Origin of the sequence: aff. Roholtiella sp. LEGE 12411 (genome assembly GCF_015206995.1) — a bacterium.
Lineage (GTDB): Bacteria > Cyanobacteriota > Cyanobacteriia > Cyanobacteriales > Nostocaceae > Komarekiella.
Genome location: NZ_JADEXR010000008.1, coordinates 41767 through 56431 on the forward strand (window position 1 = coordinate 41767; position 14665 = coordinate 56431).

Genomic DNA, 14665 nt, shown 5'->3' on the forward strand with positions numbered 1-14665 from the left:
GCGGGGTATGTTCAGAATGACATCTTTAAACGCAGCTTGGTATGAATTCATCTTTTCCTCTGGATAGAGTGGTAAAAAAGATTAATTAAGGGAGCAGAGATTTATGTTACGAAATCAAGCAGATCTCGATATTAAGTTCGATAGTGTGTCTCAAGCACCTACAATGCTTCCTGATAAACAGGGGAAAGTAAGCCTTGTTATTACTAATGAAGGTAAAGCAAAGTATCGCAGACATTCATTAAATCTCAACATCTATGCATCACCAGACGCAATCCTTGATAAAAGTCCTCTCAACACCCCTAAAAACCTTACTAAACTCTCAAATGGTTCATTCACGTCTAAAGATCCTCTAGAGGGTACAGATGAGCTATTGGGTACTCTACGCATCCCAAATATTAAATTGAAACCGGGTCAGTCTCAAAAAGTTACCGCAGACTTTACTAGCCCGGATTTGCGTAATCCAAGTGTTGTGGCACCGGGAGCCTACTATCTGATAGCCGAGATTGACCCAAACACTCTCTCTTCTAAGACTACTGACAAGGGACTTCCAGCCAGTCAATTCATTTCTACTGGTGATCCTGTTATTGTTTGGAATGCAACAACTTTGAATGCCACAATAGCTGCGGGAAAGGTTTTGCGTGATGAAGATGGTACGATTATAAAACGTCAGATTGGAACTGGACCTACATTAGTTTCACGTAATCAAGCGATTGTTCATGCAGCAATCTATGATGCCGTTAACGCAATTTCCCGAAGTCATAAGTCTCTTTATGTGAACTTTGATGCTTCCGACCCCCGGGTTGTAAATGCATCCCCTGAAGCTGCAGTTGCGGGAGCCGCTTATACAGCGCTGGTCAATTTATATCCCGATCAAAAAGCTACATTCGATGAACAACTGAGCAGGTCTTTAGCGCAGATATCGGATGGTACAGCAGAAGACAAGGGTGTTGCTTTAGGAACAATTGTTGCTAAGCAAATACTAGAATTACGAAGTAATGACGGTTCTGCTGAAGCAGGACAAATACCTTATAAAGAAGGATCTAACCCAGGTGAATGGCGATTAACTCCCCCGGATTTTGGAAAACCAGTATCGCCAGGGTGGGGTCTAGTTACTCCTTTTTCACATGATATACCTGATCGTCAAGTAGGAGATGATCCGATTCCTCGCCTGCAACAATTCAACCTGACTGGCCCTGTAAAGTTTGGTAGCAAACAGTTCGTGGACGAGACAAATTTTGTTCGACAACATGGCGGTCTTGAGAATACTAACACTACTAAAATTGTTCGCACTGCCGACCAAACGGAATCTGCTTTATTCTGGTCTCTTGATCGCCCGGACACTTTTAAACCTGCGGGTCAGTGGAACGAGTTTGCACAAGAACTCGCCTTGGAGAAGGGTAATACGTTAGAGGAAAATGCCCTCTTGTTTGCCCAACTGAACATTGCGGAAGCTGATGCAGCCATCCTTACATGGGATGCCAAGTACACGTACAATCAATTGCGACCAATTACCTCAATCCGGCAAGAATTACCAGTAGATCAGTCAAACGCAGTTCAAGATCCTGACTGGAAACCGCTGTTAGTGAATTTAAAGCCTGAAGAATACGGTGATTTTCCCTTAACTCCAGCGTTTCCAGACTACTACTCAGGACATGCTGGATATGGTAATGCAGCAGGTCAAGTTTTGATTAACTTCTTCGGTAACAACACACCTTTAACCCTCGTTTCGCAAGATTTACCCGGTGTGTCTCGCTCATACAATACTATTATGGAGGCCATAGAGGATAATGCCGCAAGCCGGATCTATGGTGGAGTTCATGTTCCGTCGTCTACAATCACCCAGATACCAACATTAGGTAGTGTAGATCCGAACCTGGCCATTAATCCCAGCGTTTTTTTAGGTGGTCAAGTAGCAGACTTAGTGAGCAGTATGTTCTAGTGTGGCTTTGTTGCATGAATACCTCAAATCCTTGCACAGCAATAATCGTTAATTATACACCCTTATTGAGAAAGCCTTGTATTGCAAGAGTTTTGAACGAAAGTCGGACTAATTATGCAACAAAGCCTCCTAGTATAGCAAACCGAGAGTTTAAGAGGGTGGTTGAAAAGTCCAATAGGTTGTAAAAAAGCTCTCTCAGTATACGCTGTAAATAGATAGTGGACAGCACCGAGAGAGCAACATAAAGCATACCCCAGCAATCTGATCCTCGCTCAATATGAATTTCTGACTTGATGATTCCAGAACCAAAACCCGGTGGTGCAAGCGTGAAGTTGATATATGGGAAGTCTTGAACGCAATTTTCTATGTCCTGGTAGAAGGAGTTAGATGGCGATCGCTCTTGGTTAGGACAAGTCTGCTATGGATAGCTATGACACACCCGCTCTCTTATGACTTGCTATGTCCTAAGCTATTTAATCACTGCATATCGCCGACTGATTCTTTCTCTAACTGCTTACCTCATAGCTCTTTCTAGTAATTTTGAATCAGAATATTGCGTAAAAAGATTCGTGAAACTCAATAAGTTCAATCTAAATCATAGAGGGTATGAAGATGGTAGAACTAACAACAATTGAAAAGTTATCGAGTAAAGCCTCTTTTACAGAATTGTTTCAAGCGGGAGATTTGGAGAATCTCATCTGGGAAGTAAAGTTATTTGCCCATAAAGCATTCAAGAACAAGAATAGTGCAGATTGGAGAGAGCTTCAGTTCATGCTATTCGAGATGAATTTATATCTAATGCAGAATGGTTATGGACTAGGTACATCGCGTTCACTGAAAGAATGGGTAATACGTGATACCATTGAACGGGTCGAGAAACAATACCAGTTGCAAGAGCAAATCTCCAGCGAACCCAATAATGATGCAGCAGCCTTCATATCATGGCTAAAAGAGCGCATTAGCACTCATAGAGTCAACCATCATCCTTTATTTGTCCTGTTTGACAACGACGATTTGAGTGCCGAGGAAGTACGTTACTTTCTATCAAATTATCGGGTTAATATGCAACGATTTCATCTGCATGTTGCTGCTTACAGTCTAATTGTGCCATTTGAGATGCGAGAAGAGCTTTACCACAACTTGTATGATGAGTTTGGTCAGGGTGATTTTTCCCAGGCACACCCGAATCTGTTTGAGCCACTCATGAATTACTTTGGTGGCGCACGTGAAGAGGACATTAACCCGGAAACTTGTCACTTATTAAATACCAAAATTAGTTTGTGCTGGTTTGCAGACGGATTACATTACGGTATTGGTGGCATGGGTGCTTTAGAGTTGGCAATTCCACTACAGCAACGCCATATTTTAGCACATTTGCGTAGGCGCGGATTAAACGAAGAAATGGTGAAGTTTTTTGTTGTACACTGCGAACTTGATGAAGACCACGGTGAAGGGTGGTTCAATGCCGGATTACCATACATACGCACAGATGAAGACCTTCAGAAAATTTTCGACAGTGCAATGCGGATGTTAGAAGCTAGAGCTGGGGTGTATGACGGTATTCTCAGAGGCATTCTTTCACGGCGGATGGAAAGACAAGCTAGGTAATATTGAGGTACAGCAAATGCACTCTTATCAAGCTTTGAACCCTACCACTTTCTTAGAAAGGAGTGGTCGAGCATTCTCTCATAAAAAAGCTGTAATTCACTCTGGGGGTGTAATTACTTATGGCGAACTGTTGCAGCGTTCACGTCGCTTAGCACAGGCACTGAATCGGCTACAGGTAAATTATGGCGATCGGGTGGCAGTATTAGCAGAAAATAGCCCACAAGTTATAGAAGCCCACTTTGGCATTCCAGCAATAGGTGCTATTTTGGTAATGCTCAACCCTTGGTTGACAAATACTGACCTGATGTATGCGCTGAGCTACTGTGAAGCAAAAATTTTAGTTGTGGATGCTGACTTTGCTGATAAGATATCCCCAGAAGTTCGTACTGCTCTCACCCACCTACAACACGTAATTATCTTCAACAACGCGATCGCACAGGCATACCCCGGAGCGATCGATTACGAAGCCTGCCTAGCAGCAGAGGATGGGAACTGGGTTTTAGATCAAACTGTACGTGAAGAACTAGACCCTTTAGCCATTAACTTTACATCTGGTACAACCGGGCGTCCAAAAGGCGTGATCTGCACCTATCGGGGAGCCTATCTCAATGCAATTGGTCAGGTGCTGATGATTGGACTCAACAAGGGATCAAAATACTTGTGGATGTTACCGATGTTTCATGTCAATGGCTGGGGGCACATCTGGGCAAATACAGCAGTAAGTGCAGTACAGGTTATTCTCTCACACAATGACAGAGGAAATGAAGCAGAACTGATTAGTATGCTCGTAAAGCATGGCATTACTCATCTGTGTGGTGCACCACGCTTTGTTAGGTTGCTAATCGAGACACCAGTGGACAAACAAGCCTTTAAAGGACTGACCATCACAACCGGTGGTGCGGCTCCATCACCAACACTAATTCAGCGTTTGCAAGAGAGGGGTGTGCATTTTGTCCATCAGTATGGTTTGAATGAAACCTATGGTCCCTATGTAGTGTGCGAACAGCAAGATGAGTGGCGGGATCTGCCGCCCGATATCCATGCTACTCATCTTGCACGCCAAGGTGTGGCAACTATTCATGCAGGTACAGGACTACATGTGGTGGATAAAGAAATGAACGATGTTCCCCACGATGGGCAGACATTGGGTGAAGTAGTAATGGCAGGGAATACAGTTACACTGGGATACTACAAGAATCCTGAGGCGACTGAAAAAGCATTTCGCGATGGGTGGTTCCACAGTGGAGATATGGCAGTTGTTCATTCAGATGGTTACTTAGAAATTCGAGACCGTATTAAGGACTTGATCTATGTAGAAACCGACTATGGTTGGGAGAACATATCCTCACTCGAAATCGAGAGGGTTTTATGCCGACATGAACAGGTACGTGAAGCAGCAGTGATTGGAATATCAGTAGGCAATAAGGCCAAAAACTCCCCTGTTTTAATGGCATTTGTAGAGATACTAGATAAGAGTTTGATTACAGAAGATAACTTGTTAAAGTTTTGCAGCTATGAACTAGCTCCATACAAGCAGCCCCATGTAATCAACTTTGTTGACTTACCCAAGACTGCAACTGGTAAAGTCCGTAAGGATCTGTTAGTAGCAGATGCCGCGAAAATTGCCGTTTCCTTCAGTGATTTAGAGCATCCCGAAAATTCTTTGATCCGACCCTTGGCAAAAAGCAAAGAGTGAAGAGCAGCCCTATGAAAAGCACAAAATATGAAACGTAATACAATTTGGGTTATGGCAATTACTGCTGGAATTGCCGTAGCAAACTTGTACTACAACCAACCGCTACTTGCAGAGATGGGACGGAGTTTTCATGCTTCCGCTCAACAGGTAGGTTTCATCCCGATGCTCACACAAATCGGCTACGCACTAGGAATACTCCTGTTTGTTCCATTGGGAGATCTGCTCGAACGTCGAAAACTAATTGCCACTATGTTGGTTGCGACAGCCTGTGCTTTGGTAACTGCTGCTGTATCTCCCAGCCTAGTCTGGCTGGCTGGTGCAAGCCTAGCAATTGGGATCACCACAATTGTGCCTCAACTAATTCTTCCGTTTGCTGCCCATCTTGCTAAACCAACAGAGCGAGGAAAAGTTGTCGGAAACGTGATGAGCGCCTTGTTCATCGGTATCCTTTTAGCACGAACTGTAAGCGGGTGGATTGGAGAAACATTAGGTTGGCGAGCAATGTACTGGATTGCAGGCGGGCTAACAACTATCCTTGCAGTTGCGATCTTAAAATTGTTGCCCAAAAGCCAGCCATCGCTGGAGCTGTCTTACCAAAAATTGATCCAGTCTTTGCTAGGATTAATTCGCTCTCAGCCCGTATTACGTGAAGCTTCAATCATTGGATTCCTGTCATTTGGAGCATTTAGTGCCTTCTGGAGTACACTAGCATTTTTGCTAGAACAACCACCTTATCACTATGGTAGCCGAGCGGCGGGTATGTTTGGCTTGGTAGGCATAGTTGGGTCGGCTACTGCTCCTGTGATCGGGAGGTTTGCAGATCACAACAGTCCTCGTCTGACGGTGGGATTGGGTGTTTCCATTACAGCTTTAGCGTTTGTTGTGTTTTGGTTTTTTGGGCATCAGATGTGGGGGCTTGTGAGCGGAGTCATATTATTGGACTTAGGAGCACAATCTACTTTAGTGTCGAATCAAGCACGCATTTATAGCCTATTACCAGAAGCTCAAAGCCGTTTAAACACAGTCTATATGGTATCTAATTTCATGGGTGGATCTCTAGGGTCGATTTTGGGTGTCTATGGGTGGAGTTGGTTCCAATGGAATGGAGTTTGCTTAGTCGGATTCTCAATGCTGGTTGCATCCTTCGCTATCTTTTGTGGAGGCTACAAGCGTTCAGTTTCAGCTCCATCACAAGAATAAAGTGTTCCGATTCTGTTACGAAAAAGTCAGCATGAAATTTACGGTGCTAATCAAAACTTACAAACTTATACAATTGTGGAGAAAGCGAAATGTTTGATGTTGTAATATTAGGCTCAGGGATGTCTGGTGCGATTCTGGGTATGATTCTTGCCAAGAATAATGCTCGTGTATTAATCATTGATGCAGCGCAACACCCAAGATTTGCAATTGGTGAATCTACTGTCCCCGATACAACAAAACTGCTAAAAATTCTGAGTGAACGCTTTGATATCCCTGAAATCAATAATGTATCAGGCTTTGTTGAAACAAGACACAATGTCACATCAAGTTGTGGAATCAAACGCAATTTTGGCTTTGTATATCATCGTGAAGGTCAGGAACAGAACCCTAATGAGGTCTATCAAGTAGTCATTCCAGATGCTTTTGATGGTCCAGAAGTTCACTACTTTCGACAGGATGTAGATTCTTATCTAATCAATGTTGCTAAAGATTATGGAGCAACAGTTCGTGAGAATACACGAATTGCCAATATTGACATTTCCACAGCAGGTGTTTGCTTAGAAACAGAACAAGGAGAGAAGTTTGAGGCTCGATACGTTGTTGATGGTACAGGTTATCGTTCGGTTGTTGCGAGCAAATTTGGATTGCGGGAAACTCCTCCTCGGTTTCAGACGTATTCGCGTAGCATTTTCACTCACATGATAGGTGTCAAGCCTTTTGAAGATTGTATGCCGGAGGGAATTTACAAAGTACCTAGAAAGTGGTCCCAAGGGACACTACATCACTGTTTTGATAGTGGTTGGATGTGGGTGATTCCATTTAACAATGGACCAGACCCGGAAAATGCCTTGGTTAGTGTTGGACTACAATTCGATTCACGAAAATTTCCGAATCAGAATATTCCACCAGAAAAGGAATTTAAAGACTTTATTGCTCGCTTTCCGAGCATGGCAAGACAATTTGAATCTGCAAAGTCGGTGCGTAACTGGGTTTCTACGGGCGATCGCGTGCAATACTCTAGCAAGCGAACTATCGGTTATCGCTATTGCCTGACATCTCATGCCGCAGGGGCACTTGGCCCACTGTATTCCCGTGGTTTGGCATCAACTATGACTGCTATTTTACCCCTAGCTGAGGAGCTTTTAAGAGCGATCGATGATGGTGATTTCTCTGAGGAGCGCTTTGAGCACATCGATCTGTTACAACAACGTACACTAGATAACGTTGATGCCATAGTGCGAGGCTCTTACATATCCTGGCGCAATTATGAGCTCTGGAACGCTTGGGTACGGGTCTGGTACGCATCAGTTAGTCTTAGCCGTCTTCACATGGACGCTGTACATAAAAAATACAGTCAGTTCAAAGATCCAGAGATTCTCAGAGAATTACACTTTCCCCATGTTGGTACATTTTGTCCATCCATTGAGGCTTATCAGGAATTTTTTAGCACAGCAGTGAAAATTATCGATGCAGTTGCAGCTGGGGAAGTTTCTGAATCGAATGCCACAACTGAGTTATTCAGGTTGTTCAAAGAAGCAGATTTCTTGCCACCTGTCTTCAACCTCGATAAACCAGAGGTCAAACATAGTGGTCAGTACGACCTTGAGCATTGGTTAAACCTGGTTACATGGGGATATTTTAAATCTCCCCAACAAGTGAAGGATAAGCTTTTTCCTGGTTCAGGGGAAGAAAATCTTACCAAATTCAAGAACCGTTACGAGGAATCTATCAATGATCCTCGCCTAAATGAGATCAGAAAATTCCTCGCAGATACAGTTAATAAGCAAGCTATATAGAAGCAACTTACATCCCCCTCTTTGCACCCGAGTTATGTTGATGGGCATAGGCAATTGTGGAGTCAATCATCGCATATTCGTTGTCGGCATCATCTGCCAACTACTGAAACACCTGCTCCCACACGAAAGAGTTTTTGACCATCGACTGAAGCGGGTGTAAATCACCCCAAATCCCCGAATCGTGCTGGCAAGTCATGCCAGAAAATGCCTGCTCGATAACGACATAAACCCCGTCTATTTTGAAACCTGGAGTTTTTAAGGAGAGTGTATTATTCTTTTGTGGCTTGAGTTCTGAGCTTTACTCTAATTCCAAAAAACTATGGTTTTCAAGGTAGACGCGGTTTAACACTGCTTAGACAAACAATCGATTATCTGTCTTCCGTGACTCCCATATAGCCCTTTCGCCCAGATAGAAAATCTTTGATTCTCTTCCACTGGTCATCTCGTAGTGCGTACCGGCGCGTCATCGTTTTCCTGTTGTTTATTCTTCAGCAGTTCTGATTCCAGTTTACTTAATTGATGACACGCCCTGAGACTTTAGACCAACCACCAACAACGGGGAGAAAACACAGAAAAAAACCAAAATTTAACAATACCTACGAAAACTGGAGATTTGTCATGTTAACAATGGATATGCCATTATCGGCTAACACTTTGGGATTTATATCATTAATTGCTTACGTTATTACATTAATACCCACAAGTATTAAAATCGTTTTTCCTCATACAAAAGAAACTGGTATTCCTCAATTTTTACTAAAATACCGCCGTTTTATAGGTATTATAGCCTTCTTTTTTGCCTTTGGACATACTTTCCTATTAGTCAGAAAAAGAAACTTGGATTTTTTAGATTTGAAGACATTTTGGATTTATATACAAGGAATTACCACTCTTACTATTTTCACAATTTTGGCTCTTACCTCTAATAATTGGAGTATTAAAAAACTGAAAAAAAACTGGAAGAAATTGCATCAACTGACTTACTTCGCTATGTTTTTATTAACTTGGCATATTTGGGATAAAATGTTGGGACACTGGACATATTTAACACCAATTGGAATTTCTATTATTACTGGAACAGCAGTTTTATCTTTTATCCGAATATGGATTCAATTCCAAGATGGAATAACAAAAAATAAACGGAAAGTAAGAAAATTAAATAATTAGCAAAACCAAAACTAAATAGTATTTAAGTTAGAGAATGTTTGAATAAAATAACAAAAAAACTGAACCCACATTTTTACTCATAACCAAACATATTCTTTATGACTTTCAAAAACCAAATCTAATTTCTATATGATGTTAAGAATATTTTTTTACAAAGCGTTAACAATATTAATAATCACCATAACAGGAATTTTTGTTTGGTTCTGTCTAACTAGAACGCTTTTACAACCAACCTCATTTGCATCAGTCTCTCAATCAATATTTGCTACTCAATCTCTTAAAACCCTTCAAGGACATTCAGCATGGATTTATACAATTGCCATTAGCCCAGATGGTAAAACTTTGGCTAGCGGTAGTTATGATGGCACAATTAAGATTTGGAATCTGCAAACCGATAAATTATTTTATACTATTCATGGTCATGCCAATGCAGTTAAATCCCTCGCCATCAGTTCTGATGGGCATATTTTTGTTAGTGGCAGCTGGGATCGTCGGATTAAGTTGTGGAATCTAGAAACTGGCAAACTAATTCGTACTTTATCAGGACATGAAGACGATGTAGAATCTGCTGTCTTTACGCCAGACAGCAAAGTTTTAGTTACTGGCAGCTGGGATAAGAAAATTAAGCTTTGGAATGTGCAGACTGGAGAGGTGATCCGTACTTTGAATCAAAAAGACGGAGTTAGATCAGTTGCTATCAGCCCGGATGGAGAGCTTTTAGCTAGCGGCACTGATAACGGCAGAATTATGATCTGGCAGTTGAAAACGGGCAAGTTAAAAATTTCCTTAGCCGCCCACAATAGGGCAGTTTGGTCAGTTGCTTTCAGTCCTAGTGGCAAGCAGCTTGCTAGTGGCAGTCATGACCATACGATCAAGTTGTGGAATCCTCAGAATGGTCAATTATTAGGCACTCTTATAGGACATAGTAAAGCAGTTTGGTCAGTTGCTTTCAGTCCTAGTGGCAACCAGATTGCCAGTGGCAGTTACGACCGTACGATTAGGTTGTGGAATTCCCACGATAGGCGATTGCTAGGCACTCTTGTCGGACATAGTAAAGCAGTTTGGTCAGTTGTTTTCAATCCTCTTGATCATACGCTTGTTAGTGGCAGTGCAGATGAAACTATCAAGATTTGGCAAGTGCCTTTACCCATTCCAGAATTTGAAGAACTAGATGAAGCGACCAAATTATAAGTAAAACATACATGACAAGAGTTGAAAATCGCAAATTTATTTTACGTTTAGAAAAACTGCATGAATAAAATACTCAGTTCTACAGCAACACTTTTCGGAATGCTCATTGCTTTACCAACCCAGGCGCAAGTGGGAGCCGGAGGCTATACTTTAACGCTTGATCTTGCAATTGAAGCGGCGAGGGAAGCTGTGCGATCTTGCGAAGCCTCAGGCTATAAAGTGTCTGTGGTCATTGTTGATCCGTCAGGGCTTATTAAGGTTCATCTCAAAGGCGATCATAGCGTAGTGCATACAAAGGATACTGCATTCCGCAAGGCCTACACCGCCGTAACAATGGGGCCGATATTCAACCTAGAAACTGGTACTCAGTTCACCGCTTTTTTAAAAACCAATCCCAACGCTTCATCCTTTTTAACCATACCGAACATCATTTCGTTGCCAGGAAGTATTGCTATCAAAGCTAAAGGCCAAATCGTTGGGGCTATTGGCGTTGGGGGTGCGCCTGGCGGCGAGAAGGATGAGGTTTGTGCACAGGCAGGCGTTACGAAGATTTTCAAGAAGCTTCCCAAATAGGTAGGTGTTCAGCCGGCTTTGTTGCATAAAACAAAAAAACATCCTTTCTCTCAACAGAGTTCGTAATTAGTCTTCCACTGTAACTGCCTAGCTAGGCAGAACTGTGCCAAAACGGGAAAATTGCACACGTTCATTGGTACGGTAAGACTGAATCACGTCCTGGGCGAAAGCTGGGACATGTCACCGTTTTGCTCGATCATCAGCACCAGGATAAGTTAAGTGCGATCGCCAACGGCATCAGTGCAGCCATCGCCCACACCATAGAATCCATCTGGTATCCCAGTTAAATTTTCTAGAAAGTTTCGAGATAGAATACACAACATCTTTTGGAAGGCTATAATGAATTAGTTGCACTACGATGTTGGTGACTGCCATCAAGTTTTTTGATCTATGCCTTTAAAGACAAGGGAGTCAAACAGTTCTCGTGGCAGTAGACCGGGCATGTACCCGGAAACTTTAAACGATAAATTTCGGTTCCCACCTGGTTTAACCAGGTCATAAACTTAGGTAAAACGGCGTCGCGGTGAACTTAAAACTTCTAGCTCCCAAAGTTATTAAAACTTGGGAGCTTTAAACATTCAAATTAGTACTACTGGTAGCAGAAATAAAAAATTAAAAACTAAGAATATTAGACGAATAGTACGCATTTAGGCTATACAAATCAAACAAATTTAATCTTCTTTAACTTAAGAATTAGCAATGCCTATTTATGAAAATAAAATCTGTATAAATTGATTCTAATTTAGGTATCGTTCAGAGTTAAAATTGGCAAAATGGCGTCAAATTGTGGTTAAAGCTACAAAAAATTGTCACAAAAACTAACTAATACAGTGTTTCCAGCCTCGGTTTTTCGACTCGACAATGGTTTAACATTTATTCATCAAGAAATTCCCACTACCCCTGTAGTTGTGGCAGATGTTTGGGTGCGTGCTGGAGCTACCCTAGAGCCAGAACCATGGTTTGGGATGGCACACTTTTTAGAACACATGATTTTTAAAGGTACGGCGACGCTACCCGCTGGAATGTTCGATCACAATGTTGAAAATAGGGGTGGCGTGAGTAATGCCGCTACTAGCTATGATTATGCTCATTATTCCCTCACGACAGCAGCCCCTTACCTGAAAGATACTCTGCCACACTTGGGCGAAATACTGTTGAATGCAGCTATTCCAGAAGATGAATTTCTCCGCGAACGGGATGTAGTATTAGAGGAAATCCGCTCTTGCCAAGATGACTCTGACTGGATAGGATTTCAATCTCTAATCACAAGCATTTATCAACATCACCCTTATGGACGCTCAGTTTTAGGTAGTGAGCACGACCTGATGCAGCAGTCACCAGAAGCAATGCGCTGTTTTCACCACGCCCACTATCAGCCAGAAAATATGACAGTGGTGATTGTCGGAGGCATTGCCCAGCAGCCAGCTTGGGAAATGGTAAATCGCTCATTTGTTGATTTTGCCGAACGTCCTGATTGTCCACAGTCTAAAAAAGTGGCAGAGCCAGCAATAAAAGAAATCCGCCGTCAAGAATTGTGTTTACCACGCATGGAGCAAGCGCGGCTATTGATGGCGTGGCTAGTACCAGGAGTAGAGGAACTCCGTACCTCTTACGGGTTAGATTTGTTGTCAGTGTTATTGGCAGAAGGGCGGACTTCGCGCTTAGTACGTGATTTGCGCGAAGATATGCAATTGGTGCAGGGAGTTTGCAGTAATTTTTCTCTACAACGAGAATCGAGTTTATTTACCATTACTGCCTGGTTAGAACCAGAAAATCTGGAGCAAGTTGAATCCCTGATTTGCACTCATTTGGATGATTTGCAAACTATAGGAATTAGCGAACAGGAACTTGCTCGCACAAGCAGGCTGCTTTGTAATGAGTATGCGTTTTCTACCGAAACGCCAAATCAGCTCACAGGGCTTTATGGGTATTACAATACCATTGCTCAAGCTGAATTAGCAGTGACATATCCTCAGCAGATTTTGTCATTTGATACCCAACAGCTGCAACAATTAGCTAAACAATATCTTTCACCACAGAATTACGCAGTTACCGTACTAAAACCTTGTTAGTCATTAGTCATTGAGTCAAGGACAAAAGACAAATGACAAAGGACTAATGACAAAGGACTAATGACTAATGACAACCTTACGACAAAACTCTCCTATCCATCGCACCGTATTGAACAATGGCATTGTATTGTTGGTGGCAGAAAATCCGGCTGCGGATATCATTGCAGCGCGAATCTTTGTGCGTGCCGGTAGTTGTTGCGAAAACCGGGAGCAAGCGGGGTTAGCGCATTTGCTGTCAGCAGTGATGACAAAGGGATGTGATGGACTTTCTAGCTTGGAAATTGCCGAAAAAGTAGAATCTGTGGGAGCCAGTTTAAGTACAGATAGCTCTAACGATTATTTTTTGCTGTCTTTGAAAACGGTAACATTCGATTTTGCTGAAATTTTAGCATTGGCAGGGCAGATTTTGCGATCGCCCACATTTCCCGAAGCCCAAGTTGAACTAGAACGGCGTCTGGCACTACAAGACATCCGCTCACAACAAGAACAACCGTTTACAGTAGCCTTTGGGCAAATACGGCAGATCATGTACCAAAATCATCCCTATGCCATGTCGGTGCTAGGCGATGAAACAACTATGAGCAGTTTATCTCGTGCAGACTTAGTTCAATATCACCAAACTTATTTTCGTCCAGATAATGTGGTAATTAGTATTGCTGGTCGAGTCACACCAATAGATGCTATTGACTTGGTAAAAAAAGTTTTTGGGGATTGGCAAATTCCACCACAAGCGCTACCCATACTAAATTTGCCTGAAATTAAGGTGGAACCGCAGCCAAGGCTTAAGCCCATACACACACAGCAATCAATTGTGATGCTAGGTTACTTGGGGCCGTCGGTAAATTCTCCTGACTATGCCCCACTGAAGTTACTTTCTACCTACTTGGGAAATGGACTTTCTAGCCGCTTGTTTGTCGAATTGCGGGAAAAGCGAGGTTTAGCTTACGAGGTATCCGCATTTTACCCAACAAGACTGTTTCCAGCATCATTTTTGGTTTACATGGGCACGGCAGCGGAGAATACCAGTATAGCTCTGGAAGGACTGCGGACAGAAGTAGATCTACTGTTTACTACGGAAGTATCAGAAAGCGCACTGCAATCAGCTAAGAACAAAATATTAGGTCAGTACGCCTTGGGTAAACAAACGAACGGGCAAATTGCTCAGATATATGGTTGGTATGAAATTTTGGGCTTAGGAATTGATTTTGACAAGAAGTTTCAAGAACTGATTGCGGCTGTAAGTGTCAAAGATGCCATCGCCTCAGCTGGTAAGTACTTAAAGGAACCTTATTTGTCTTTAGTCGGTCAAGATGAAGCAATTAATAGTGCGATCGCCTAGTGTGAATTATACGCGATCGCACTATTATCAGCTGTTTTCTCAACCAAGCGGCTGTACCATATAGCATCATAAGTTTCCGGTGGA

Annotated in this window: 10 protein-coding genes, 1 other RNA gene and 2 pseudogenes; 12 read left to right on the plus strand and 1 reads right to left on the minus strand. The window is 42.5% G+C overall.

The window, feature by feature from the left end; genetic code table 11:
• The first annotated feature begins 103 nt into the window (after window positions 1-103).
• The 5 genes from IQ246_RS03325 to IQ246_RS03345 all read left to right on the plus strand — a co-directional run bounded on the left by IQ246_RS03325 (window position 104) and on the right by IQ246_RS03345 (window position 8239).
• Window positions 104-1939: a vanadium-dependent haloperoxidase gene (locus IQ246_RS03325; protein WP_194000101.1), complete on the plus strand. Its 1836-nt coding sequence runs from the start codon at window positions 104-106 to the stop codon at window positions 1937-1939.
• A 612-nt stretch (window positions 1940-2551) separates the two neighbouring features.
• Entirely contained in the window at window positions 2552-3547 is a 996-nt protein-coding gene (locus IQ246_RS03330) for an iron-containing redox enzyme family protein (protein WP_244141916.1), read from the plus strand.
• Window positions 3492-5243, plus strand: a complete 1752-nt coding sequence (locus IQ246_RS03335) for an AMP-binding protein (RefSeq protein ID WP_194000104.1) — start codon at window positions 3492-3494, stop codon at window positions 5241-5243. Before IQ246_RS03330 ends, IQ246_RS03335 begins: the two co-directional genes overlap by 56 nt.
• Before the next feature lie 27 nt (window positions 5244-5270).
• The gene (locus tag IQ246_RS03340) at window positions 5271-6443 is read left to right on the plus strand and encodes an MFS transporter (protein ID WP_194000106.1); all 1173 of its coding nucleotides are present in this window, start codon (window positions 5271-5273) and stop codon (window positions 6441-6443) included.
• An 89-nt stretch (window positions 6444-6532) separates the two neighbouring features.
• A complete protein-coding gene (locus IQ246_RS03345; RefSeq protein ID WP_194000107.1) occupies window positions 6533-8239 on the plus strand; it encodes an NAD(P)/FAD-dependent oxidoreductase in 1707 nt (568 codons plus the stop codon).
• Window positions 8240-8594: 355 nt separating this feature from the next.
• On the opposite strand, the pseudogene IQ246_RS03350 reads toward IQ246_RS03345, so the two are convergent.
• Window positions 8595-8706 (minus strand): annotated as a pseudogene (locus IQ246_RS03350) (IS5/IS1182 family transposase); the annotation flags it as partial.
• A gap of 52 nt (window positions 8707-8758) precedes the next feature.
• On the opposite strand from IQ246_RS03350, the gene IQ246_RS03355 reads away from it, so the two are divergent.
• The 7 genes and pseudogenes from IQ246_RS03355 to IQ246_RS03385 all read left to right on the plus strand — a co-directional run bounded on the left by IQ246_RS03355 (window position 8759) and on the right by IQ246_RS03385 (window position 14581).
• A complete protein-coding gene (locus IQ246_RS03355; RefSeq protein WP_244141917.1) occupies window positions 8759-9406 on the plus strand; it encodes a ferric reductase-like transmembrane domain-containing protein in 648 nt (215 codons plus the stop codon).
• A gap of 129 nt (window positions 9407-9535) precedes the next feature.
• The gene (locus IQ246_RS03360; RefSeq protein WP_244141918.1) at window positions 9536-10597 is read left to right on the plus strand and encodes a WD40 repeat domain-containing protein; all 1062 of its coding nucleotides are present in this window, start codon (window positions 9536-9538) and stop codon (window positions 10595-10597) included.
• 60 nt (window positions 10598-10657) lie between these two features.
• Window positions 10658-11170 (plus strand): heme-binding protein, encoded by a 513-nt coding sequence (locus IQ246_RS03365; protein ID WP_194000109.1) that lies wholly within the window; start codon window positions 10658-10660, stop codon window positions 11168-11170.
• A gap of 122 nt (window positions 11171-11292) precedes the next feature.
• Window positions 11293-11457: pseudogene (locus tag IQ246_RS03370) on the plus strand (5-(carboxyamino)imidazole ribonucleotide synthase); the annotation flags it as partial.
• Window positions 11458-11517: 60 nt separating this feature from the next.
• A non-coding RNA gene (gene ssrS / locus IQ246_RS03375) (6S RNA) lies at window positions 11518-11701 on the plus strand.
• A 299-nt stretch (window positions 11702-12000) separates the two neighbouring features.
• On the plus strand, window positions 12001-13242 hold the full coding sequence (locus IQ246_RS03380) for a pitrilysin family protein (RefSeq protein ID WP_194000151.1): 1242 nt from the start codon (window positions 12001-12003) through the stop codon (window positions 13240-13242).
• 67 nt (window positions 13243-13309) lie between these two features.
• Window positions 13310-14581: a pitrilysin family protein gene (locus IQ246_RS03385; protein WP_194000111.1), complete on the plus strand. Its 1272-nt coding sequence runs from the start codon at window positions 13310-13312 to the stop codon at window positions 14579-14581.
• Window positions 14582-14665: the final 84 nt, after the last annotated feature.